This is a genomic window from Streptomyces milbemycinicus (genome assembly GCF_002154605.1).
Taxonomy (GTDB): Bacteria; Actinomycetota; Actinomycetes; order Streptomycetales; family Streptomycetaceae; genus Streptomyces; species Streptomyces milbemycinicus.
This window is the reverse complement of sequence record NZ_MUNE01000654.1, coordinates 1-22,260: the sequence shown is the minus strand read 5'-3', so window position 1 is coordinate 22,260 and position 22,260 is coordinate 1. Positions and strand designations below refer to the sequence as shown.

The following is a 22,260-nucleotide window of genomic DNA, read 5'->3' as shown; positions in this document are numbered from 1 at the left end:
GGAGGTCGTGGAGTTCGCCTGCGGCCTCGGCGACATCCTCAAGGGCGGCTTCTCCGACCAGGTCTCCCGCGGTGTGGACGTGCACAACTTCCGTCAGCCGCTCGGCGTCGTCGCGGGCATCACGCCCTTCAACTTCCCGGCCATGGTGCCGCTGTGGATGCATCCGATCGCCATCGCGACCGGCAACACCTTCATCCTCAAGCCCAGCGAACGCGACCCGTCGGCCGCCATCTTCGTGGCCGAGCTGTACCAGAGCGCAGGCCTGCCGGACGGCGTGTTCAATGTCGTACACGGCGGCAAGGACGCGGTCGACGCGATCCTCACCCACTCCGGGATCCACGCCGTGTCCTTCGTCGGCTCCACGCCGATCGCCAAGTACGTCCACGAGCGGGCCACCGCACACGGCAAGCGTGTCCAGGCGCTGGGCGGCGCCAAGAACCACGCCGTCGTCCTCCCGGACGCCGACCTGGAGTTCGCCGCCAACCACATCACCGCGGGCGCCTACGGCTCGGCCGGCGAGCGCTGCATGGCCCTGTCCGTGGCGGTCGCGGTCGGCTCCGCGGCCGACGGGCTGGTGGAGGTGTTGGAGCGCAAGGCCCGGGAGGTGAAGGTCGGCCCCGGGCACGCCCCGGGCACCGAGATGGGGCCGCTGGTCACCAAGGCCGCCCAGGAGCGGGTCGAGAACGCCGTCGGCACCGCCGCCACGCAGGGCGCCACCGTTGTCGTGGACGGCCGCGGGCTGAAGGTCGACGGCCACGAGAGTGGCTTCTTCACCGGGCCCTCCCTCCTCGACCACGTCACCGCCGAGATGGACGCCTACCGGGAAGAGCTGTTCGGCCCGGTCCTGGCGATCGTGCGGGTGGACACCCTGGACGAGGCGATCGAGCTGATCAACGCCAACCCGTACGGCAACGGCACCGCCCTGTTCACCGGCTCCGGTGAGGCCGCCCGCCGCTTCCAGCGCAAGGTCGGGGTCGGCATGATCGGCATCAACGTGCCGGTGCCGGTGCCGATGTCGTACTACTCCTTCGGCGGCTGGAAGGACTCCCTCATCGGCGACTCCCCCATCCACGGCCCAGAAGGCATCCGCTTCTACACCCGCCCCAAGGTCGTCACCACCCGCTGGCCCCAGCCCACCCAGCAGGTCGCGGCCGGGTTCACCTTCCCGACCTCCAGCTGACCTCCGCACCGGCCGCACGGAACACGCAAAGAACACGCAAGGAACACCGCAGGAAACTCCCCCGTCCCTCTCCCCAAAGGACACGTCATGGCAACGGCGCCATCCCCCCTCCGGACCACCGCGGGCAATCTGTGCCTCGGCTCCGCCCCCGACTCCTGGGGCGTCTGGTTCCCCGAGGACGAGCACCAGGTGTCGTACACCCGCTTCCTCGACGAACTCGCGCAGGCCGGCTACACCTGGCTGGAGCTCGGCCCGTACGGCTACCTGCCCACCGACCCGGAACGCCTCAAGCGGGAGCTCGACGCCCGTGGGCTCCAGGTCTCCGGCGGTACGGCCTTCGGCGCGCTGCACCGCCCCGAGGCGTGGGACGACATGCTCGCCCACGTCCGCCAGGTCGCCACACTGACGGCCGCCGCGGGCGCCCACCACCTGGTCCTGATCCCGCCCATGTACCGGGACGAGAAGACCGGCGCGTTCACCGAGCCCCCCGAGCTGACCGCCGAGCAGTGGGCCGGCTTCGGCCGCGCCGCCGACCGGCTGGGCAAGCTGCTCCTCGACGAGTACGACGTCCGCCTCGTCATCCACCCGCACGCCGACAGCCATATCCAGACCCAGCCGGAGATCGAGCGGCTGCTGGGCGAGTCGGACAGCTGGTACACGAATCTGTGCCTGGACACCGGGCATGTCGCCTACGGCGGCGGGGACAACCTCGACCTGATCCGCCGGTTCGGCGAGCGCGTCGGCTACGTGCACATCAAGCAGATGGACCCCGAGATCCTGGCCCAGGTAGCCGCCGAGGACCTGTCCTTCGGCGAGGCCGTCAGGCGCGGGGTGTGCGTCTCGCCGCCGGCCGGGGTGCCGAACCCGGCCGATGTGGTCGCCGAACTCTCCCAGCTGGACGCCGAGTTGTTCGTGATCGTCGAGCAGGATCTGTACCCGTGCGCTCCCGACGTACCGCTCCCCGTCGCCGTACGCACCCGTGAGCATCTGGCCGGCTGCGGCCTCACCGGAATCCGACGCCCGAATCACCACCGGTAGGAGGCGGCCATGAACGTCAGGGACGACGCGACAAAGGCCCCAGCACCCGCCGCCGCCACGGACGACGCGCCGCAGGCGGTCTCCCGGCGGCTGCGGATCATCACCGTCATCGCCACCTTCGGCGGACTCCTCTTCGGCTACGACACCGGCGTCATCAACGGCGCCCTGCCGTATATGACCGACGACCTGGGTCTCACCCCGGTCACCGAGGGCATGGTCACCAGCTCTCTGCTGCTCGGCGCGGCGCTTGGCGCGGTCGCCGGCGGGCGGCTGTCGGACGCGCGCGGCAGACGCCGTACGATCCTCACCCTCGCCGTACTGTTCTTCGTCGGCGCGCTGGGCGCCACTCTCGCCCCGACCACCGCGATGATGATCGTGGCGCGGTTCGTGCTCGGCCTCGCCGTCGGCGGCGCGTCGGTGACCGTGCCCGTCTACCTCGCCGAGGTCTCCCCCGCGGAACGGCGCGGTGCGCTGGTCACCCGCAATGAACTCATGATCGTCAGCGGTCAGCTGCTGGCCTTCACCTCCAACGCGATCATCGCGAACATCGGCGACGAGAGCGGCGGTGTCTGGCGCTGGATGCTGGTGATCGCCACCATCCCCGCCGTCGTCCTGTGGTTCGGCATGCTGGTGATGCCGGAGAGCCCCCGCTGGCTGGCCTCCCAGAGCCGCTTCAATGACGCCCTCGACGTCCTCAAGCAGGTGCGTTCGCAAGCGCGGGCCGAGGCCGAGCTCGCCGAGGTGTCCGCGCTCGCCGTCAAGGACGAGCAGGAAAAGCTCGGCGGCTGGAAGGACATGAAGTCGGTGCCGTGGGTGCGCAGGCTGATGTTCATCGGCTTCGGCATCGCCATCGTGCAGCAGATCACCGGTGTCAACACGATCATGTACTACGGCACCCAGATCCTCACCGACGCCGGTTTCGCCTCCGACAGCGCGCTGACCGCGAACATCGCCAACGGTGTGATCTCGGTGCTGGCCACCTTCGTCGGCATCTGGCTGCTGGGCCGGGTCGACCGCCGCCCCATGCTGATGACGGGGCAGGTCGGTACCACGGCCGCCCTGCTGCTGATCGGCGTCTTCTCCCTGGTGCTGCCCGCCGGGGACGGAAGGGCGTACGCCGTGCTCGCCATGACGGTGACCTTCCTCGCCTTCCAGCAGGGCGCGATCTCGCCGGTGACCTGGCTGATGCTCTCGGAGATCTTCCCGATGCGTTTGCGCGGCTTCGGCATGGGCGTGGCGGCCGTGGTGCTGTGGCTGACCAACTTCGTGATCGGCCTGGTCTTCCCGTCGCTGGTCTCCGGCATCGGGGTCTCCAACACCTTCTTCCTCTTCGTGGTGGCCGGGGTGTTCTCCTTCGCCTTCGTCAAGCGCTATGTCCCCGAGACCAGGGGCCACTCCCTCGAAACCCTCGAAGCCGAACTCCGGGCGCGCTTCTCCTGACCCTCCCGTCCTTAAGGAAACGACCATGACCGTACGTGTAGGCGTCATCGGCGCCGGAATGATCGGCCAGGACCACATCAGGCGCCTCACCGACGTCGTCACCGGAGCGGCCGTCACCGCCGTGACGGACATCGACCAGGCCCGTGCCGCCGAGGTCGCGGCCACGGTGGGCGCGGTGGCGCTGCCCTCCGGTGCCGAGCTGATCGCCTCTCCCGAGGTGGACGCCGTCCTCGTCACCTCCTGGGGTCCCACCCACGCCGAGCATGTGCTGAGCGCGATCGCGGCCGGCAAGCCGGTGTTCTGCGAGAAACCCCTCGCCACCACCGCCGAGGACTGTCTGCGCATCGTCGACGCCGAACGCGCCCTCGGCCGCCGCCTCGTCCAGGTCGGTTTCATGCGCCGCTTCGACGCCGGATACCGCCAGATGAAGGAGGTCATCGCGGCCGGCTCGCTGGGCACACCGCTGATCGTGCACTGCGCCCACCGCAACCCGACGGTGCCCGACTCGTACACCTCGGCGATGGCCGCCCAGGACACGGCCGTGCACGAGATCGATGTGCTGCGCTGGCTGCTCGACGACGAGATCGTCTCCGCCCAGGTGATCACGCCGCGCGCCACGGGCATGCGGTTCGAGCATCTGAAGGACCCGCAGCTGATGTACTTCGAGACGGCGAACGGCGTCCGTATCGAGCTGGAGGTGTTCGTCAACTGCCAGTACGGCTACGACATCCAGTGCGAGACCGTCGGCGAGAAGGGCCTGGTCCGGCTGCCCGACCCGGCGGCCGTCGGGGTCCGCACCGCCGGAGCGCACGGCACGGCGGTCCCGCAGGACTGGAAGGGCCGGTTCGCGGACGCCTTCGACACCGAGTTCCGCGAGTGGATCAACGGCATCGCGGCCGGCGCCGAGCCCACCGGCCCCTCCGCCTGGGACGGCTATGCCGCCACCGTCATCACCGACGCCGCCGTCCGCTCGCTGGAGTCCGACAGTCAGGTCGTCACCGTCGACATGAAGCCCCGCCCGGCCTTCTACGGAGGCACCGCATGAAGATCGCCCTCGACCCGTATATGTTCCGCGCCCTGCCGATCGACGACATGGTGCGCACGGTGGCCGAACTCGGCTACGACTACATCGAGCTGTCGCCGCGCGACGACTTCATGCCGTTCTTCCTGCATCCGCGGGCGGACGACGAGCGGATCGCCGCGCTGAAGAAGTCCCTGCGCACCCACGGTGTGCGGCTGTCCTCCGTACTCCCCCTGTACAAGTGTTCCTCGCCCGACGAGACCGAGCGGCAGGCCGCCGTCCGCTACTGGAAGCGGATGATCGAGATCACCGCGGAGCTCGAATGCCCGCTGATGAACTCGGAGTTCAACGGACGCCCGGAGCGGGCCGCGGAGAGCGAGGCGGCCTTCTGGCGCTCGCTGGAGGAACTGCTTCCGCTGTTCGAGCGGGAGGGCATCGCCCTGAACCTGGAGGCGCATCCGGACGACTTCTGCGAGGAGAACACCCCCGCGGTCGACCTCGTCCGCGCGATCAACAAACCCTGGGTGAACTACCTCTACTGCGCCCCGCACTCCTTCCATCTGTCCGGCGCCGACCCCACCGCGGACATCGCGGCGATGATGCGCTACGCGGGCGACAAGCTCCAGCACGTCCACATCGCCGACTCCTTCAACCACAAGGGATCTTCGGGCCTGCGCTATATCCTCAACCCGCCCGGCACCGCGGCCCGTATCCATCAGCACCTGGACATCGGGCAGGGCGAGGTCGACTGGGACGCCTTCTTCGGCACCCTGCGCGACCTGAACTTCGACGGCGTCGCCACCGCATGCGTCTTCGCCTGGGAGGAGCGGGCAGGCGAGTCCTCGGCGTTCATGCTGGACCGCATCACCAAGGAACTCGCCCCGTAGGCGGCCGCCTCCGGGAGACGTACGGGGCCCGGCCGCGCGATCCGAGGCCGGGCCCCGCCCTCCCTCAGACCGCCGTGCGCACCTCTTCCAGCCGTACGGGCCGCCGCTCGCGCAGGGACAGGGTGCACGCCTCGGCGATCCAGCTCGCCTCGATGGCGTCAGCCACCGTGCACGGCGAGCGGCGGGTGCCCGCCACGACCTCGGTGAACGCGGTGAGTTCGGCGCGGTAGGCGTCGGCGAAGCGGTCCATGAAGAAGTCGTGCGGCGTCCCGGCCGGGAAGGTGGCGCCGGGTTCGACGGAGCGCAGCGGCAGCCGGTCCTCCAGACCGACCGCGACGCTGTCCTTCATCCCGTGCAGCTCCAGGCGCACATCGTAACCACGCGCGTTGTGGCGGGAGTTGGAGATAACGGCGATGGTGCCGTCGTCGAGAGTGAGCAGGGCCGAGGCCGTGTCGACGTCGCCCGCCGCACGGATGTAGTCCGCGCCCCGGTTGCCGCCGGTGGCGTACGCCTCGGTGACCTCCCGGCCCGTCACCCAGCGCACGATGTCGAAATCGTGCACGGCGCAGTCGCGGAAGATACCACCGGAGGCGGCCACATATGCGGCCGGCGGCGGCGCGGGGTCCAGGGTGGTGGACCGTACGGTGTGCAGCGGTCCGAGTTCACCGCTGACCACGGCCGCGCGGGCGGCGGCACACCCCGCGTCGAAGCGACGGTTGTAGCCGATGTGCACCTCCACACCGCCGTCCGCCACGGCGCGCAGCACCTCCAGGCTCTCCGTGACGCCGCGGGCCACGGGCTTCTCGCAGAAGACGGGGACGCCCGCCTTGACGGCGGCCAGGATCAGCTCGGGGTGGGCGTCCGTCGCCGCGGCGATGACCACACCGTCCACACCGGCGGCGAACACGGCCTCCGGGGAGTCGACGGCGGTGGCCCCGAACCGCTGTGCGGCGGTGGCGGCAGCCGCGGCCACCGGGTCGGTGACCACGAGGGAGTCCACCGCGTCGAGCCCGGCGAGGGTTTCCGCGTGGAAGGCGCCGATCCGGCCCAGTCCCATGATGCCAATGCGCATGAAAATCTCGTTCCTTCAGTCCGAGGGGCGGCTCAGTCGAGGCCGCCGATGACGATCTGGTCCCAGTCGATGACCGAGCCGGTCACCACGCCGCTGCGGTCGGAGAGCAGGAAGACGACGAAGTCGGCGATCTCGTCGACCTGGCCGAGCTTGCCCATCGGCTGTTGCCCGGCGGCCTTCTCGAGCCAGTCGTCGTCCGCGCCGTGGAAGGCGCGCTGTGTGGCATCCTCGCCCTCGGTGTCCGTCCAGCCGATGTTCAGGCCGTTGATCCGGACGCGGTCGAAGCGGTGGGCGTGCGCGGCGTTGCGGGTCAGGCCGACGAGTCCGGCCTTGGCGGCGACGTACGGGGCCAGATAGGGCTGTCCGCCGTGCGCCGAGGTGGTGATGATGTTGACCACCGTGCCGGGCGCCTTGCGTCCGACCATGTCGGCGACGGCGGCCTGCATCGCGAAGAACGGCGCCCGCAGATTGATCGCGACATGGGCGTCGAACAGCTCCGGTGTGGTGTCGAGCAGCGAGCCACGCGAGGTCAGCCCGGCCGCGTTGACCAGAGCGTCCACGCGCCCGTACGCGGCCACGGTCCGCGTGACGCTGTCGCGCGCCTGCGCCGGATCCGCGAGGTCAGCGCGGAGGAAGCGTGCGCCCGTCTCCGCCGCGAGCTTGTCGCCGACCTCGGCCCGGCGCCCGGTGAAGGCGACGGTCGCGCCCTCCCGTACGGCGGCCCGTACGATGCCGGCGCCGACGCCCTGGCTGCCGCCGTTGACGAGGACGACCTTGTCGTCGAGCAGTCCCATGAGTGTGGTGTCCCCTTCAGCCCTGGCGGCGCTTGGCGCCCGCGTGCAGTTCCTGGCGCAGCCGGTCGGGGGCCCAGCCCTCGGTGACGGCCTGCCAGACGGTGTCCGCCTGCGAGGGCGGTGCGAGACCGTCGACCGGCGGGTCGAGGTCGAGGTTGGTGGGGAACGGGTAGCCCTCGGCGGTGGCGGCGACCACTCGGCGCAGCCAGTCCTGGGAGGCACCCTCGGCCTTGCGGCGCAGCAGCACCGGGAAGAGCGCGTTGGCCATCGCCTCCCGGTCGACCGTCTCCATGGCGCGGCCGAAGGCGGAGGAGACCTGCAGCAGATTGGCCATGCGCCTGATGCCGGCGGAGCGGTTGTGTCCGGCGGCGTGGAAGAGCGCGGGGTTGAAGAAGACGGCGTCCCCCTTGTCCAGCGGGAGTTGGACGTAGTGGGCCTCGAAGTACTCGGCGAACTGAGGGAGCCGCCAGGCGAGATAGCCGGGCTCGTACTTCTGTGAATGCGGCAGATACATCGTCGGGCCGGACTCGACGGGCATATCGCAGTGGGCCACCGCGCCCTGGAGGGTCAGCACGGGCGACAGCCGGTGGACGTGCGCCGGGTAGCCGGCGGCCCGCTCCTGGCTGAGGAAGCCCAGGTGGTAGTCGCGGTGCACGCGCTGCGCGGCGCCGCCCGGGTTGACCACGTTGACCTGGGAGGTCACCTGGTAGCCGGGGCCGAGCCAGGCTTCGGAGACCAGCTCCAGCATGTCGTTGGCGTAGTAGTCGGCGAACGTCTCCGGTGCGCGCACCGCCACCTTGTCCAGGGCGTTCCAGACCCGGTCGTTGGCGCCCGGCTTGGCGAAGTGGTCGCCGCGGGCTCCGCCCGTGGCGCGTTCCTCCTCGATGAGCGCATGGAACGCCTCGGACGCCCGGTCCACGACGGCCGCGTCGGGGAACGCGCCCTTGAGGACCACGATGCCGGGGCCGTCCAGCAGGGCCCGGACCAGTTCGCCCTGGACGGCCCGACGCCCCTCCGGCGTGTCCGCGAGGTAGCGCAGCCGACCGCTGTCGTAGAGCAGAACGTTCCGCTCGACCCGCTCGGCCGAGGGGTAGTCGTCCGCGTCGGTCCGCTGCTCGACGAGCGACCGGAAGGCGACCGGATCGCAGTCTTCCGCGGTGAGCCAAGTCCGTGATCCCGCAGGTACAGGGGACATCCCGGGTCCTTTCGCAGTGCTTGCCTTTCTGTCAGTCTTGTGAATCCGAACCCATCATTCAATCCTCAGCAGTACATCAAAAAACCATCATCAACTTGGGGGAACACTCATGGGGCACCCCTATCCGATCAGGGAAATCGCCCGTCAGGCCGGGCTGAGCACGGCCACGGTCGACCGGGTCCTCAACGGCCGCGGCGGTGTGCGGGAGAGCACGGTCAGGGAGGTGCATGAGGCGATCAAGGACCTGGACCGGCAGCGCGGCCAGATCCGTATCGGGGACCGCACCTTCATGATCGACATCGTGATGCAGGCGCCGGCGCGGTTCTCCAGCGCCGTACGCGACGCGCTCGAAGCGGAGCTGCCCTCCCTGCACCCCGCCGTCGTCCGCTCGCGCTTCCACTTCCGCGAGACCTGTCCCCCCGCCGAGCTGATCGGGGCCCTGGACAAGATCGCCAAGCGGGGGTCACAAGGCGTGCTCCTCAAGGCCCCGGACGTTCCGGAGATCGGCGCCGCCGTCGGCCGGCTGGTCTCGGCCGGCATTCCCGTCGTCACCCTGGTGACCGATCTGCCCCACAGCGCCCGTATGGCGTACGTCGGCATCGACAACCGCGCGGCCGGGGCCACCGCCGCGTATCTCATCGGACAGTGGCTCGGCGACCGCCCCGGCCATGTGCTCACCACCATCAGCCGGGGCTCCTTCCGCGGCGAGGAGGAGCGCGAGATGGGCTTCCGCAGCGCCATGCGCCTCACCCAGCCCAACCGCTCCCTGGTGGAGGTCACCGACAGCGACGGGCTGGACGCCACTCAGCGCGAACTCGCCCTCGCGGCACTCGAACGCGACCAGGACATCGTCGCGGTCTACTCCATGGGGGGCGGCAACCTCGCCACCCTCGACGCGTTCGACGCCCTCGGCCGGGAGTGCGCCGTGTTCATCGCCCACGACCTGGACCACGACAACACCCGGCTGCTGCGCGAGCGCCGGCTGTCCGCGGTCCTCCACCACGATCTGCGCCAGGACATGCGCCGCGCCTGCCAGACCGTCATGCGGGCCCACCAGGCGCTCCCGGGCGACGGGCCCTTGCTGCCCTCGGCGATCCAGGTGGTCACGCCGTACAACATGCCGCCCGGGGATCCGGGCCCCGGCCACGGGGTGGTGTGAGCCCTCCGCGCCCTCGGCCACCTGTCGCATTGCCCGCCCCACGCATACAGTGGTGCGGCTCTGTGCTGTGTCCCACCATCATGTGCTCGCCCCACCGTCAAAGGATGGCCACATGCGGACGCCCCGTCATATCCCCCGGAGAACGCTGGTCACGGCCGCAGCCGCGGGCGTCTTCACCGCCGCCACCTCCCCCGCGCAGGCGGCCGGCGCCCGGGCCCGGTTCCACACGGCGGGCCGGGTCAAGAACACCGCCGACGGGTCGGTGCGGTACACCTGGCCCGGCATCTACTTCGAGGGCCGGTTCCGCGGTACCGGTGTCGGCGTCGCCCTCGACGATTCCGACAACGACTACGACGTCCAGATCGACGGTACGACCGCCGCCACCCTGGTCACCCCGGGCAGGACCACCTCCTGGATCGGCGGCCTCCCCGACACCGAGCACCGCGTACGCCTCGTCAAGCGCACGGAAAGCCCCTGGGCCGTGGGCCGGTTCGGCGGATTCGTCGCCGCTCCGGGCGGCGCGGTCCTGGCCGCACCCCGGGCCCGGAGCAGACAGATCGAGTTCATCGGCGACTCCTTCACCGCCGGCTACGGCAATGTCTCCGGCACACGCGACTGTTCCAGCAACGGCGGAGTCAACCGGAACACCAACTCCGACCTCGCCTTCGGCGCCCTGACCGCCCGACGCCTCGACGCCGACTACCAGCTCAACGCGTACTCCGGCCTCGGCATGGTCCGCAACTACAACGGCAGCAGCCCTGACACCGACTTCCGCACGTACTACGACCGGGCCCTGCTGAACGTCGACGGCGACGTCTGGCGGAAACCGCACACCTGGCGGCCCCGGGTCGTCGTGCTCGGCCTGGGCATCAACGACTTCTCGACCCCGCTCAACCCGGGCGAGCGCTGGACCACGCAGGACCAGCTGATCGCCGCCTACGAGACCGCCTACCACGGCTTCCTCGACAAGCTGCGCGCCCGCTACGGCCCCGAGACATTCCTCGTGGTCGGCGCCACCTACCTCGCCAACACCACCACGTTCGCCGAGGCCGCCCTGCGGATCGTCCAGGAGCGCAACCGCCGGGGCGACACCCGGGTCCGCTCCTGGTACTACGACGACCCCGCCCTGGACCGCCTCGGCTGCGACTGGCACCCCTCGGCCCACGACCACCGGATCATCTCCGGTCAGCTCGACAACTACCTCGCCGCCCTTCCGCTGCGCTGGTAGCTTGCGGCCGTGGACCTCTTCTCACGTTCTTGGACAGCGTTACGCACGGCGGTCGCGGAGCTCGCGGACGAGGACTTCGCACAGCCGTCCGGCTGTGCCGGCTGGCTCGTACGGGATCTGGTGTGCCATCTGGTCATCGACGCTCAGGACGTCCTGATCACGCTGGTGACCCCCACCGAAGCGGAGCCGACACGCGACGCGGTGACCTACTGGGCGGTCACCGATACGCCACCGACCGGTGACGATCCGCTCGACGCGCTGACCGTCCGGCTGGCCGCCGCGTACGAAGAGCCGGGACTGCTCAAGTTCCACCTCGACGACGTCGGCTCGGCCGCCGGGCGCGCGGCCGAGCTCGCCGACCCGGCCCTGCGGGTCAGTACCCAGGACATGGTGCTGACCGCGGGCGACTACCTCGTGGCGTACGTCCTGGAGTGGACCCTGCACCACCTCGACCTGATGGCGCACCTCCCGAACGTGGCAGAACCGCCGGCCGAGGGCCTGGCCGGGTCACGTGTGATGCTGGAGAAGATCGCCGGGGCGGCGTTCCCCACGTCGTGGTCCGACAAGGACGCCCTGCTGGTCGGCACCGGACGGCGCGCCCCGACCGGTACGGAGAAGGCCGAACTGGGCGAACTGGCCGCAAAGCTCCCGCTCGTCATCGGATGACCGGCTAGCAGCACGGCGTGTCAGCCGGGCCGCCGGAATCGAGGCGGCAGAAGCAGGATGCCGTGATCGGTACGTCCGCGAGCGCGGCGGCGACGGTCAGTTGCTTGGCCACGATCCGGGCCTCCGCCGCCCTGCCGAGCCGCACCAGACACTCGTGGTAGCCGTGCAGCGCCCATACGTTCGCGGGGTGCTGTGAGGCCCTGGGGAGCGTGTCGTCGAGCCCGAGGTCCGCCCGGTACACGGCCGCGGCCTCTTCGACCCGCCCTTGCTCGAGGAGCAGCGCCCCGTAGGCATGACGGGTCGGTTGCATCCAGCCCCAGGGCTCGTCGTAGGGGAGACTGTCATCGAGATCGATCGAGCGGGCGAGCGACGCGAAGGCCAGGTCGTACTCGCCCTTTCGGTAGTGGAGCTCACCGTCGAGCATCGCCGAGGCGATGTCGAGAATGTCCCGGCAGGTGTTGTTGAACAGCATGCGGCTCTCGGGAACACGCTCGCGCGCGGAGCGGAAGGAGTCCCGTGCGGCCTCGGCCTGGTGGATCATCCCCATGGCGGAGCACGCCACTCCTTGGGCGTAGTGCAGCATCGCCGTGGTGACGCAGTGGAGCCGGCGATCCGTCGGCAACGGCAGGGCGAGGATGTCCTCCCAGCGGCCGAAGCGGATCAGTACGTGCACGCGCATGGCGAGGAAGCCTTCGAGCCAGTCGGCCATGGGCGGGCTGTCGACCCGCAGCAGCTCCTCGGGGATCGATGCCTCCAGTTGGGCCGCGGTGTCGAGCGCCGTCCCGCACTGCCCCAGGAACATCGCACCGTAGATCTTGAAGTGGTAGTTGTGGGAGCGGTACAGCGTATAGAAGTTCATCGCGCCCGCATGCCGCAGATACTTCTCGTCGGCCACGATGGCGTCGGTGTTGACCTCCACGACATGCCGGTAGTCGCCGCACAGCACATCGAGATGTGACGGCATGTGATGGAGATGGCCGGCGTCGGGGACCAGCCCGCGCAACCGGTCGGCGACGACGAGCGCCTTCTCGGGTGTCGGCGACATCTCCATCAGATGGATGTACATATGCAGCACGCCGGGATGGCGGGGGCCGGCCTCGCTCCGCAGCGCCCGGTCGAGGACGGCACCGGCCTCGGCCGTCCGGGCGCCCGCGGCGGGCTCGCCGGTGCGCAGGTCCCACAGCTTCCACGGAGTCAGGTTCATCAGCGCGTCGGCGTAGAGGGTGGCGACGTCGAGGTCATCGGACGCCGCTTCGTACACCGCGCGCATGGCCTCCGCGTACGGCGCGTTCCAGATCGAGCAGTCCTCCGCCGCATGCGGCTGCGGATAGCGGGCTCGCAGCGCCTCGATCAGGGCCCGCTCGGTCGGCGTGGCGCCCGCCGAGGTCGTATGAGCCCGCTCCACCGCGGCGTGTGTCCTGTGGACCGTCCGCTCCAGATCCGCCCCGTCGAAGAAGTCCCATGGCTTGTTGTAGTTGGGTCCCAGCGCATACGCGATGCCCCAGTGGGCCATGGCGCAGTCGGGATCCGCGTCCGCTGCGGCCTCGAAGCAGGCGACGGCCTCCTCGTGGTTGAACGCGTACGTCCACACCAGCCCCCGGTCGAACCAGAGCTGCGCGTCGGGGGAACGTGTCGAGACGGGCCGGGTGAGGGTCCCGAGGTTGAAATAGTCCATCAGCATCTCCCGTGTCGCGCCCTACGCCACCTGTTTATGTTCATGGATATACCCTTGGTGGCGATAAGTGCGCTCCATATATCTGTGGTGTGCTTCGGGAGGCCGCAATGACCCAGCAGCCGATTGTTCTGCCCTATGGCGACCCCGCCTTCGTGGCGGACCCCTTCCCCTTCTACCGGATGCTTTGCCAGGGCCAGCCGGGCGAGGACGGTCCGGTACGGCGCGCGGTCATCGCAGGCGGCCTGGAGGTATGGCTGGTCACGCCCTTCGAGGAGTGTCTGGCCGCCCTGTCCGACCCGCGGCTGAGCAGCGATGTCCGCCTGGCGACGGACCCCCGGCTGATGCGGCAGCTGCCCGTGGCGGAGCGTGAGTCCGTGCTGGGCAATATGCTGCGGGCCGACCCGCCCGACCACACCCGGCTGCGGCGGCTGGTCTCGCGGGCGTTCACCGCGCGCAGGGTCGCCGAACTGCGGCCCCATGTCCAGGAGATCGCCGACCGGCTGCTGGACGCGGTCGTGCCGACCGGCCGGGCCGATCTGATCGAGGACTTCGCGCTGCCGCTTCCGGTCACCGTGATCAGCGAACTCCTCGGAGTGCCCACCGATGACCGGCGCGCGTTCCAGCGATGGGTGGACCACCTCCTCCCGTGGGGGGCGGAACCGCAGGATCCGGCGGTGGTCGAGCGCGCATGGCGGCAGATGCGCGCGTATCTGACCGGGCTGCTGGCGACCAAGCGGGTCCGGCCCGGTGAGGACCTGCTCAGCGCACTGATCGAGGCGCGGGACGAGCAGCGGCGGCTGACCGAGGACGAGCTGGTCTCCATGGCGTTCCTGCTGCTGGCGGCCGGATACATCACCACGGTCAATCTGATCGGCGGCGGCATCGCCGCGCTGCTGGCCCACCCCGATCAGCTCCGGACGCTGCGGGATGACCCGGCGCTGCTGCCGGACGCGATCGAGGAACTGCTGCGTTACGACGGGCCGGTCAACCCCGGTGTCGCCCGGTTCGCGAGCGAGGATGTCTCCATCGCGGGCGTGGACATCCCGCGGGGCGCGACCGTGCTGGTCGGCTCGGCCTTGGCCGACCGCGATCCGGAGCGCTTCCCCGACCCCGATCGGCTGGACATCAGCCGCGGGGACAGCGCCCACCTCGCGTTCGGGCACGGCATTCACTACTGCCTGGGGGCGTCGCTGGCCCGGATGGAGGGGGAGGTCGCCATCGGCACCGTCCTGCGCCGCCTCCCCCAGCTCGCCCTGAGCGTGGCACCCGGTGAGCTGCGGTGGAGGCCCACCGGTCTGCGCGGTCCCGAGCGGCTGCCCGTCACCTTCACCCCGGGCGCCTCGCTCGCGGCGGTTCCCTCTTGATCGACCTGTCACCGCGGGTCAGCGGGCCATCGCATCAATGGCCCGCTGACGACGGTGGTACCCGGGACTATCTCGTCGGGCTACTCCCCTGACGGTGCGGTCAGCGGGACGCCGGTGGCCACCGGGGTGCCGAAGTTCGGTGTGCCGTCCGCGTTCCAGGTGAACTTCTGCGCTCTGGTGCTGCGGTTCATATCACAGCCACCGCCGGCGGAGCTGTTGGCGTGGTAGACCATCCAGTCCTCGGTCCCGTCGGGCGACTTGAAGAAGCCGTTGTGGCCGGGGCCGTACACGCCGTTGGCGTTGGACCGCTGGAAGACCGGGTTCGGTGACTTGACCCAGGAGGAGGAGTTGAGCGGGTCGCCACCGTTGTAGGTGAGCATCCCCAGCCTGTAATCGGGCGTGGAGCAGTGGCTGGCGGAGTAGATGATGAAGGTCTTGCCGTTGCGCTGAAGGACCTCGCCACCCTCGTTGACCGCGCCGCCCACCGTCTCCCAGCTGTAGGTGGGGGTGGACAGCAGATGGCGGGTGCCGCTGGCGGTCCACGGGTTCGACAGCGGCCGGATGAACATCGGCTGCGAGCCGTTGTAGTACGTGCCGAGGAGGTAGAGCTTGCCGTTCAGCTGCAGAATGCTCGGGTCCAGCTCCCAGGTGTTGTCCTGGGTCGGGTCGAGCAGATCGGCCTTGAAGGTGTACGGCCCCATCGGGTCCGTACCGGCGCTTTCGAGCACATGGATCCGCTGGGTGCCCAGGTCGTACGGCTCCCGCCCGGCCGTGTAGTAGAAGTACCAGCGCTTTCCGTTCGGGCCGTCCAGCAGATGGAACTCCGGGGCCCACATGGTACCGGCCCCGTTGGGCCGGGTGAGGTTGAAGATCACCTGGTCGGTGGCGGTGGCAAGGCCCCCCAGGGTCTTGGCCTTGCGCATGGTGATCGTGGAGTTCCAGGTGGTGGTGGCGAGGTAGTAGTACCCGTCGTGGTAGGTGAGCCACGGGTCGGGGCCGTGCTGGGAGAGCGGGTTGGTGAAGGTGCCCGCGCTCGTACCGCCGCCGGTGAAGCCCGGCAGCCGCCACACCCTGCCGTTCGCGGTGGAGCACGCCAGCTGCACCAGGCCGGTGTCGGAGGCCGTCGAGCCGCCGCTCGGCGCGATGCACTTGCCGGAGGCGACGGAGACGAGGTTGAAGGTCTTGTCGGCTCCGCCGACCGACACCGGGACGAGCCGCCACTGCTGGTTGGTTTCACCGTGGCAGGTCCACTGGATGATCGTGGCGTTGTCCTCCGCGGACCCGCCATAGACATCGACACACTGCCCGGAGGCGGGTGTGCTGATCGTGTACGTGTCGGCCGTCCCCGCGACCGGGGTGAAGCCGAAGGACTGGCTCCCGCCGGCGTTGCACGTGTTGGCCCGCAGCTGGGTCCCGCTGGCCGTCGAGGAGCCGGGGACGTCCAGACAGTTGCCGCCGTTCTGGTTCACCCCCGTCGAGGTGAAGGAGGCGGCGGCCGCGGTGGTACCGGCGCCGGACGCGGACGGCGCCACCAGAAGGGCGACCGCCATGGTGAACACGCCGGTGAGCGCGGACAGACATCTGGCTCGAGTCACTGATGCACATCCTTCATCGGTGGGCGGGCGCCGGAACCACCCCGGTTGTAGACCTTGACCTCGGTGAGGCCGGTCTTGGCGCCGGAGGCGTTGGTGGCCAGGACCCGGATGCGCTGGGCACTGAGCGACGGGAACCGCACCACGTTGTAGTTGGCCTGCGGCGCGGCCGGGGTCTTGGTCTGGCCGGGCGCGTCCACCCAGGAACTGCCGTTGTAGTACTGGATGGTGTACGCGGACGGGGCCCGGTAGGTGGCTCCGGCCGGGCGGCTGTCCTTGAAGTGCACTCGCACCTCGTTGAGCGTGCGGGCGGTGCCGAAGTTCAGCTCGTACCAGTCCTGGCTGTTGGGCGAGCCACCGGCGCCCCAGAACGGCTCATTGGTGGGATAGCCGTCGACCGCGCCGGAGACATTGCTGCCGGACCCGGTGTAGGAGGCGGACACGGTCGCCCCGGAAGCCAGGTTGGCGGGGTCGCCGGTCAGGTCCACACCGGCCTTGGCGAACATGTCGACGAGCCGCGGGCTGTTCTGCACGACCTGGTTGGGGGCCTGCAGCCCGGGGACTGCGGTGTGGTACGTGACGGTGCCGCTCGTCGTCACATCGCCGGTGGCCGGGTCCCAGGTGAAGGGCGTCAGCGAGCTGACGGTGGCGACCCGGTTGCCGTTGATGAAGATCGAGTAGCCCTCGGGGACACCCGGGTAGCGCGCCACGCCGTCGGCCGGGTCGTCCCAGACGATGGACAGATCGGCGTTGCGGTAGCGGAGGTTGTTGACCGTGAAGTGGTCCCAGCCGATGTTGATCGGGGACACCTCGACCTTGGCGTCGTTGCGCGGCCGCAGACCGGCGACGTCCTCGATCACCGTCCAGTTGCTGCTGCCCAGGATGTTGTGGTGGATCCAGGAGCGGTAGTCGATCCCGCTGCCGTTCCAGTCGGCCCAGAACTCGTTGGCGTCGGGCCACTGGGTGTTGCCGCCGACGTACTGCGCCCAGGCGTTCCAGTAGAGCAGCTTCTTGTAGTCGGTGGCGGTCATCCAGGAGTTGGGGTAGTTGCGCAGCACCGAGGAGTAGAGCCGGAACTGCACGGTGGAGTTGATGGTGGAGAAGTTGTTGGAGCCCGGGTTCCCGGCGTCGGCGGCCGCCTTCTTGTCGACCTGGTTGGCCGTGTAGAAGGGGAAGACGGGGTACTGGGCCGGGTCGTTGAACAGCCGCAGGGCCTGCTTGTAGGTCGAGGTGTTGGGGACGGCTCCGACCGAGAACGGGTAGTAGTTGTTGATTTCCTTCCAGGGCACCCATTCGTTGGTCGACTTGAGCCGGTGCTCGAACAGCTGCCGGCTCGGGTTCCACAACACGTTGACGATGGCGTCCTTGATCTGGTTCGCCAGCGTACGCATCTCGGCGGCCTTGGCCGTGTTGCCGACCGCGTCGTATGCCTGTGCCGCGGCCATCGCACCGCTGTACTGGTACGCGGATTCGGCGCGGTCCATGTTGCCGGGCTTCCAGTGGAAGGAGACCGCGTCCGCGTCATTGCCCGTCAGGGCGCCCCAGTCGTATTCGATGAGCTTGTTGTTGTCGTGGTCGTAGTAGGCGAGCTGGCCCTTGACGTCGCCTTCCGCGTAGTGCGCGAGGTTGCCGGCGATGGCCGGCTGGCCGCCGTGGATCTGGTAGCTCTTCCACGCCGCCTCGGCGATGTACTGGGTGTAGCTGTTGGACCAGTTCTCCGGGTCGCCCGGGTTGTCGAGGAAGCGGCCGCCCTTGGACACTTGGCCGACGTTGAGCCAGTCCCCGTAGGCGTACATCGGGTTGCGCAGATACTTGAGGTCGTCGATGTGCATGGGCTGGGTGAGCGCGATCGCGTTGTTGTAGCCGAGGACGCCTTCGGTCGAGCTCGGGAACTGGAAGGTCTGCCCGGGGATGTTGGCGTCGAGGCTGTTGAAGCGCATCAGCCACCAGCGGTAGTAGATGCTCTTCTTGATCGCGGGTTCGGGCACGTCGATGTACGGGACGTTCTGCGCCCACCACAGGTTGTACGCCTTGACGTGGGTGGCGAAGGCGGTGGCGTTGGAGTAGCCCGCGTACGCGTTGTACTCCGTGAGGGAGTCGGGGATCTCGTCGGTGATGAAGCCCATCACGACCTTGGCGGTCACGGTGGCCCCGGCCGCGATCGTCACGGACCGGTTCAGGCCGCCGCTGTTGGCCGTGAAGCCGTCGCCGGTCAGCCGCGGGCGGATGGTGGTGAGGTTGTTGTAGGCGTTGACCTGGCCGGTCAGCTCGCTGCCGGTGCCCGAGGTGGCGTACGGGGAGGTCGCCCGTAACTGCAGCGTGGTGGAGCTGGAGCCGTTGTTCTTGATCGACAGATTGGTCACGGCGACGTTGTTGTCGGTGATGAACTTCGTCTGGTCGACCGTGATCGAGCCGCTGGTGTGCACGCTCTTCCAGTGGCTGGGCATCTGCTTGCGCTGGGAGACCTGTTCGGTGAAGGTGCCCGGAGAGATCGCGATGCTGTAGGCGTTTTTGTCGCTGATGCTCTCCCAGTAGGCGACATGGCCGCCGAAACCGAGCACCGCGGGGTCGTGGGTCTTCATGAAGACCGCGCGCCCACGGCTCATCAGCCATGATCCGGCCGGGTCGTTGCCGGTGCGGGCCAGCAGGCGGTCCATCCAGAAGTCGGTTCCCGAGCTCTCCGCGTCGTAGATGGACTTCATCATGTCGCCTGTTGTGTAGGCGACGGGCGGGGCCGGGATGGCGGGTCCGCTGAAGGTCGGAAACCCGATGGTCTGGTCCGCGGCGGCCGGGGTCGCCGCGGAGCAGACCGTACAGATGATCAGCGCCAGGGCGAGGAGGAGGCGCTTCATGGCAGGGCCCGTGCGGTGTGGTGGTACTGCGTGTGATCCATGGCGGCGGCCCCGTGCGGAGCCGTCATCGTGCGTCTTCTCATCGGGCGCTCCCTGTCCGGTTGACAGCAGGCGTTTGCTCGCGATGGTGCTGACGTTCTCCGACGAGGACTCCCGGGAGCCCCGGCGGACGGGGTTCGATCAGGCGTACCGGGGTCGTGCGTGAAACTGACCTAAAAGGTTTTCGCAAGGTAGGCGCGTGCCACGCCACTGTCAACAGAAGTAGCATCACGCCTCAGGACAGCGGTGCCGTGGACCCCCTGATCACCAAGCGGCAGGGCAGCGTCTCGACTCCCGAACGCCGTCCCCCGGCGATCGCGCTGAACAGCGCGCGCGCCGCCGCGCGCCCGACCTGCTCCAGATTCAGGTCGACACTGGTCAGCGGCGGACGGGAAGCGGAGGTCAGGACCTGCCAGTTGTCGAAGCCCATGACCGCCACGTCCTCGGGCACCCGGTGGCCGCGCTCGCGCAGTACGTCCATGACACCGCGGGCGATCTGATCGCTGCCGCACAGCACGGCGTCCACATCCGGGTGCCGGTCGAGCAGCATCGCGGTGGCCGCCCGCCCCCACCCCTCCGACCACGCCCCGAACCGCACCTCGCCGACGAGGGCGAGACCGGCGTCGGCGAGCGCTGCCTGTGCCCCCTCGGCCCGCTCCTGTGCCGCGAGATAGCCGGGATCGCCGGTGATATGCGCGATCCGGGTACGCCCGCAGGCCAGCAGATGGCCGACGGCGATCCGGCCCGCGCCGACACTGTCGGGCACGATGGACAGATCCTCCGGATCCTCCGACGGGGCATACGCGTAGACGACGGGAACCGGCAGTTCACGGCCCAGGGACGGACGGGGGTCGGTCCGGCTGCCCACCACGATGAGGCCGTCGACCCGGCGGCCGAGCAGCGCGCGGACGTGGTGCTGCTCGCGGATCGCGTCACCGCGGGCGTCGCAGAGGAACACCGCGACCTCGCCGGCTCCGAAGGCGTCCTCGGCACCCATGAGGATCGGGATGGAGAAGCGGCCCTCCAGGTCGCTGGTGAGCAGACCGACGGTGCCCGTCCGCCCGGCGAGCAGGCCGCGGGCCAGCTGATTGGGCCGGAACGACAGCCGCTCGGCCGCTTCGATCACCCGCTGCCTGGTCTCCGCGCGCACCTGGCTGCGGCCGTTGAGTGCCTTGGACGCGGTGGCGATGGACACCCCGGCCAGCCGGGCGACGTCGCTGAGGGTGACGGGATGCGAACGAGAGGGGCCGGTGGCCTGGGTCATGGGTTGTACTCCTGTCTCGCGTCGCGTGCCGGGCCGTCGAGCGTGGCACATCGCGCGTAAAAACCGTACGTGACTTGTTCAGGTCGGGGCGTACTCGCGGCGTTTCCGAGGTTTCGATGACTCTCCCACGGCCATTCTCTACAAGGGGATTGACGAGTCATGAGCTCGGTCCTACTTTCTCGGAAAGCCTTTTCGGTTCGTTTCTGTCGCAGAGTTCAGTGCCACCACAGCCATCGTCCCCTCCGGTTCGGCCTGCCCACGGCCCGCCGCCATACAAGGGAGATCGTCATGGGGAGCACGGCCGGACCACGTGGACGCATACGCCGACTCGCCACCGCTGCCCTGGCGCTGCTCGCCGCCGCGAGCATGGTCACGGCCTGCGGGTCGGACGGTGGTTCGGGCGGCGGAGGAAGCGGAGCGGGTGGCGTCAAGGGCCTCGACGACGGCACCAAGCTGACGATGTGGACGCGCGCGGCGACCCGGCCGCAGAGCGAGGCCCTGGTCAAGGCGTACAACGCGAGCCACAAGAACAAGATCGAGCTCACCGTCATCCCCACCGACGACTACCAGGCCAAGGTCGGTGCGGCTGCCGGCTCCCGCGATCTGCCCGATCTGTTCGCCTCGGACGTGGTGTTCGTTCCCAACTACACCTCCAGCGGGCTTTTCGCCGACCTCACCGGGCGTATCGACGCCCTGCCCTACGCCAAGAACCTGGCCCAGTCGCATATCAAGGCCGGTACGTACGAGGGCAAGAAGTACGTCGTACCGCACACCCTCGACCTGTCGGTGCTCTTCTACAACAAGGAGCTCTACCGGCGGGCCAAGCTCGACCCCGAGAAGCCGCCCACCAGCCTGCGCGAATGGGACCGGCAGGCGCGGGCCGTGGACGCGCTCGGCGGAGACGTCAACGGCACCTTCTTCGGCGGCAACTGCGGTGGCTGCGGCGTGTTCACCTGGTGGCCGTCCATCTGGGCCGCGGGGGAAGACGTGCTGAACAAGGAGGGGACCGAGGCACAGCTGTCCTCCGACACCGCGCAGAAGGTCTACCAGACCTACCGCGGATGGGTGAAGGACGACATCGTGGCCCCCGGCGCGCGCGAGGAGACGGGCACGACCTGGACCGGGGTCTTCCCCAAGGGAAAGGTCGGCGTGATGCCCATGCCGTCGACCACCCTGGGGCTGATGCCGAGGGACCTCGACCTCGGGGTCGCGCCCATCCCCGGGCCTGACGGTGGCAAGTCCACCTTCGTCGGCGGTGACGCCATCGGCATCTCCGCCACCAGCAAGTCGGCGGACCAGGCCTGGAACTTCCTCGCCTGGTCGCTCGGCGACAAGGCCCAGGTCGACGTGGTCGCCGCGCACAAGGACGTGGTGGCGCGCACCGACCTCGCCTCCAACAAGTACTCCGACGCGGACCCGCGGCTGGTGACCATCAACCGGCTGGTGGCGGACGGCCGCACCCCGTACGCGCTCAAGTTCGGCCAGACCTTCAACGACCCCAACGGGCCGTGGCTCACCCTGATGCGCCATGCGGTCTTCGGCGACGGAGGGTCCGTGGAGAAGGACAACAAGGCGGTCAACGCCTCGCTGGCCGACTGAGCCGCACTCGGGCCCTCGCAAGGCCCGACACTTCTCACCCCGCGTCCGCGGCATCACCCCTCCCACGTCACCCGGCAGAGGAGAGCCATGCAGGTGAAGGCGCCCGACCGCACGGCCGCCGCGCACCGGGCCCGGTCGGCGCGCGGCGGCCGTGCGGTCGGGCGCCTTCACCTGCATGGCTCTCCTCTGCCGGGT

The 22,260-nt window shown here is 69.4% G+C and carries 17 protein-coding genes; 10 read left to right on the top strand and 7 right to left on the bottom strand.

Annotation, left to right across the window (positions count from 1 at the left end):
- The 5 genes from CCN51_RS41660 to CCN51_RS41640 form a co-directional block, all read left to right on the top strand.
- Nucleotides 1-1,180, top strand: a 1,180-nt coding sequence (locus CCN51_RS41660; protein ID WP_086860761.1) for a CoA-acylating methylmalonate-semialdehyde dehydrogenase, incomplete at its 5' end; no start/stop codon positions are given.
- Between the two features lie 87 nt (nucleotides 1,181-1,267).
- The gene (locus tag CCN51_RS41655) at nucleotides 1,268-2,218 is read left to right on the top strand and encodes a TIM barrel protein (protein WP_014173398.1); all 951 of its coding nucleotides are present in this window, start codon (nucleotides 1,268-1,270) and stop codon (nucleotides 2,216-2,218) included.
- A gap of 9 nt (nucleotides 2,219-2,227) precedes the next feature.
- Complete coding sequence (locus tag CCN51_RS41650; RefSeq protein ID WP_014173399.1) at nucleotides 2,228-3,658, top strand: sugar porter family MFS transporter; 1,431 nt, start codon at nucleotides 2,228-2,230, stop codon at nucleotides 3,656-3,658.
- Nucleotides 3,659-3,683: 25 nt separating this feature from the next.
- Nucleotides 3,684-4,703 carry a Gfo/Idh/MocA family oxidoreductase gene (locus CCN51_RS41645; RefSeq protein ID WP_014173400.1) on the top strand — a complete coding sequence of 340 codons (1,020 nt, stop codon included), beginning with the start codon at nucleotides 3,684-3,686 and terminating at the stop codon, nucleotides 4,701-4,703.
- Nucleotides 4,700-5,566 carry a sugar phosphate isomerase/epimerase family protein gene (locus CCN51_RS41640; RefSeq protein ID WP_014173401.1) on the top strand — a complete coding sequence of 289 codons (867 nt, stop codon included), beginning with the start codon at nucleotides 4,700-4,702 and terminating at the stop codon, nucleotides 5,564-5,566. The genes CCN51_RS41645 and CCN51_RS41640 overlap by 4 nt, the downstream gene beginning before the upstream one ends.
- A gap of 64 nt (nucleotides 5,567-5,630) precedes the next feature.
- Here the strand turns inward: CCN51_RS41640 and CCN51_RS41635 are convergent, their stop codons facing one another.
- The 3 genes from CCN51_RS41635 to CCN51_RS41625 are packed head-to-tail and all read right to left on the bottom strand — an operon-like array spanning nucleotide 5,631 to nucleotide 8,627.
- Entirely contained in the window at nucleotides 5,631-6,638 is a 1,008-nt protein-coding gene (locus CCN51_RS41635; RefSeq protein WP_086860759.1) for a Gfo/Idh/MocA family protein, read from the bottom strand.
- 32 nt (nucleotides 6,639-6,670) lie between these two features.
- Nucleotides 6,671-7,432, bottom strand: coding sequence for an SDR family oxidoreductase (locus CCN51_RS41630; RefSeq protein WP_014173404.1), 762 nt, complete (start codon nucleotides 7,430-7,432; stop codon nucleotides 6,671-6,673).
- Between the two features lie 16 nt (nucleotides 7,433-7,448).
- Nucleotides 7,449-8,627 (bottom strand): phytanoyl-CoA dioxygenase family protein, encoded by a 1,179-nt coding sequence (locus CCN51_RS41625; RefSeq protein ID WP_014173405.1) that lies wholly within the window; start codon nucleotides 8,625-8,627, stop codon nucleotides 7,449-7,451.
- A gap of 109 nt (nucleotides 8,628-8,736) precedes the next feature.
- On the opposite strand from CCN51_RS41625, the gene CCN51_RS41620 reads away from it, so the two are divergent.
- From CCN51_RS41620 to CCN51_RS41610, 3 genes are all read left to right on the top strand, one after another.
- Nucleotides 8,737-9,786: a LacI family DNA-binding transcriptional regulator gene (locus CCN51_RS41620; protein WP_014173406.1), complete on the top strand. Its 1,050-nt coding sequence runs from the start codon at nucleotides 8,737-8,739 to the stop codon at nucleotides 9,784-9,786.
- Nucleotides 9,787-9,898: 112 nt separating this feature from the next.
- Nucleotides 9,899-11,014 (top strand): SGNH/GDSL hydrolase family protein, encoded by a 1,116-nt coding sequence (locus CCN51_RS41615; RefSeq protein WP_014173407.1) that lies wholly within the window; start codon nucleotides 9,899-9,901, stop codon nucleotides 11,012-11,014.
- A 9-nt stretch (nucleotides 11,015-11,023) separates the two neighbouring features.
- Nucleotides 11,024-11,680: a maleylpyruvate isomerase N-terminal domain-containing protein gene (locus tag CCN51_RS41610; RefSeq protein ID WP_014173408.1), complete on the top strand. Its 657-nt coding sequence runs from the start codon at nucleotides 11,024-11,026 to the stop codon at nucleotides 11,678-11,680.
- 4 nt (nucleotides 11,681-11,684) lie between these two features.
- Here the strand turns inward: CCN51_RS41610 and CCN51_RS41605 are convergent, their stop codons facing one another.
- Nucleotides 11,685-13,355 carry a tetratricopeptide repeat protein gene (locus tag CCN51_RS41605; RefSeq protein WP_043488774.1) on the bottom strand — a complete coding sequence of 557 codons (1,671 nt, stop codon included), beginning with the start codon at nucleotides 13,353-13,355 and terminating at the stop codon, nucleotides 11,685-11,687.
- A 107-nt stretch (nucleotides 13,356-13,462) separates the two neighbouring features.
- On the opposite strand from CCN51_RS41605, the gene CCN51_RS41600 reads away from it, so the two are divergent.
- Complete coding sequence (locus tag CCN51_RS41600; RefSeq protein WP_014173410.1) at nucleotides 13,463-14,719, top strand: cytochrome P450 family protein; 1,257 nt, start codon at nucleotides 13,463-13,465, stop codon at nucleotides 14,717-14,719.
- 80 nt (nucleotides 14,720-14,799) lie between these two features.
- Here CCN51_RS41600 and CCN51_RS41595 read toward each other — a convergent pair whose 3' ends face one another.
- The 3 genes from CCN51_RS41595 to CCN51_RS41585 all read right to left on the bottom strand — a co-directional run bounded on the left by CCN51_RS41595 (nucleotide 14,800) and on the right by CCN51_RS41585 (nucleotide 20,466).
- A complete protein-coding gene (locus tag CCN51_RS41595; RefSeq protein ID WP_014173411.1) occupies nucleotides 14,800-16,314 on the bottom strand; it encodes a family 43 glycosylhydrolase in 1,515 nt (504 codons plus the stop codon).
- Nucleotides 16,311-19,163, bottom strand: coding sequence for a discoidin domain-containing protein (locus CCN51_RS41590; protein ID WP_014173412.1), 2,853 nt, complete (start codon nucleotides 19,161-19,163; stop codon nucleotides 16,311-16,313). The genes CCN51_RS41595 and CCN51_RS41590 overlap by 4 nt, the downstream gene beginning before the upstream one ends.
- Nucleotides 19,164-19,437: 274 nt before the next feature.
- Nucleotides 19,438-20,466: a LacI family DNA-binding transcriptional regulator gene (locus CCN51_RS41585; RefSeq protein ID WP_014173413.1), complete on the bottom strand. Its 1,029-nt coding sequence runs from the start codon at nucleotides 20,464-20,466 to the stop codon at nucleotides 19,438-19,440.
- Between the two features lie 288 nt (nucleotides 20,467-20,754).
- Here CCN51_RS41585 and CCN51_RS41580 point away from each other — a divergent pair, with 288 nt between their 5' ends.
- Nucleotides 20,755-22,065, top strand: a complete 1,311-nt coding sequence (locus CCN51_RS41580; RefSeq protein ID WP_014173414.1) for an ABC transporter substrate-binding protein — start codon at nucleotides 20,755-20,757, stop codon at nucleotides 22,063-22,065.
- Nucleotides 22,066-22,260 lie beyond the last annotated feature (195 nt).

Coding starts and splice junctions, on each gene's coding strand:
- CCN51_RS41645 (WP_014173400.1), top strand. CDS start 3,684: ATGACCGTACGTGTAGGCGTCATCGGCGCCGGAATGATCGGCCAGGAC.
- CCN51_RS41640 (WP_014173401.1), top strand. CDS start 4,700: ATGAAGATCGCCCTCGACCCGTATATGTTCCGCGCCCTGCCGATCGAC.
- CCN51_RS41585 (WP_014173413.1), bottom strand. CDS start 20,466: ATGACCCAGGCCACCGGCCCCTCTCGTTCGCATCCCGTCACCCTCAGC.
- CCN51_RS41600 (WP_014173410.1), top strand. CDS start 13,463: ATGACCCAGCAGCCGATTGTTCTGCCCTATGGCGACCCCGCCTTCGTG.
- CCN51_RS41615 (WP_014173407.1), top strand. CDS start 9,899: ATGCGGACGCCCCGTCATATCCCCCGGAGAACGCTGGTCACGGCCGCA.
- CCN51_RS41630 (WP_014173404.1), bottom strand. CDS start 7,432: ATGGGACTGCTCGACGACAAGGTCGTCCTCGTCAACGGCGGCAGCCAG.
- CCN51_RS41590 (WP_014173412.1), bottom strand. CDS start 19,163: ATGAAGCGCCTCCTCCTCGCCCTGGCGCTGATCATCTGTACGGTCTGC.
- CCN51_RS41655 (WP_014173398.1), top strand. CDS start 1,268: ATGGCAACGGCGCCATCCCCCCTCCGGACCACCGCGGGCAATCTGTGC.
- CCN51_RS41650 (WP_014173399.1), top strand. CDS start 2,228: ATGAACGTCAGGGACGACGCGACAAAGGCCCCAGCACCCGCCGCCGCC.
- CCN51_RS41635 (WP_086860759.1), bottom strand. CDS start 6,638: ATGCGCATTGGCATCATGGGACTGGGCCGGATCGGCGCCTTCCACGCG.
- CCN51_RS41620 (WP_014173406.1), top strand. CDS start 8,737: ATGGGGCACCCCTATCCGATCAGGGAAATCGCCCGTCAGGCCGGGCTG.
- CCN51_RS41605 (WP_043488774.1), bottom strand. CDS start 13,355: ATGGACTATTTCAACCTCGGGACCCTCACCCGGCCCGTCTCGACACGT.
- CCN51_RS41625 (WP_014173405.1), bottom strand. CDS start 8,627: ATGTCCCCTGTACCTGCGGGATCACGGACTTGGCTCACCGCGGAAGAC.
- CCN51_RS41580 (WP_014173414.1), top strand. CDS start 20,755: ATGGGGAGCACGGCCGGACCACGTGGACGCATACGCCGACTCGCCACC.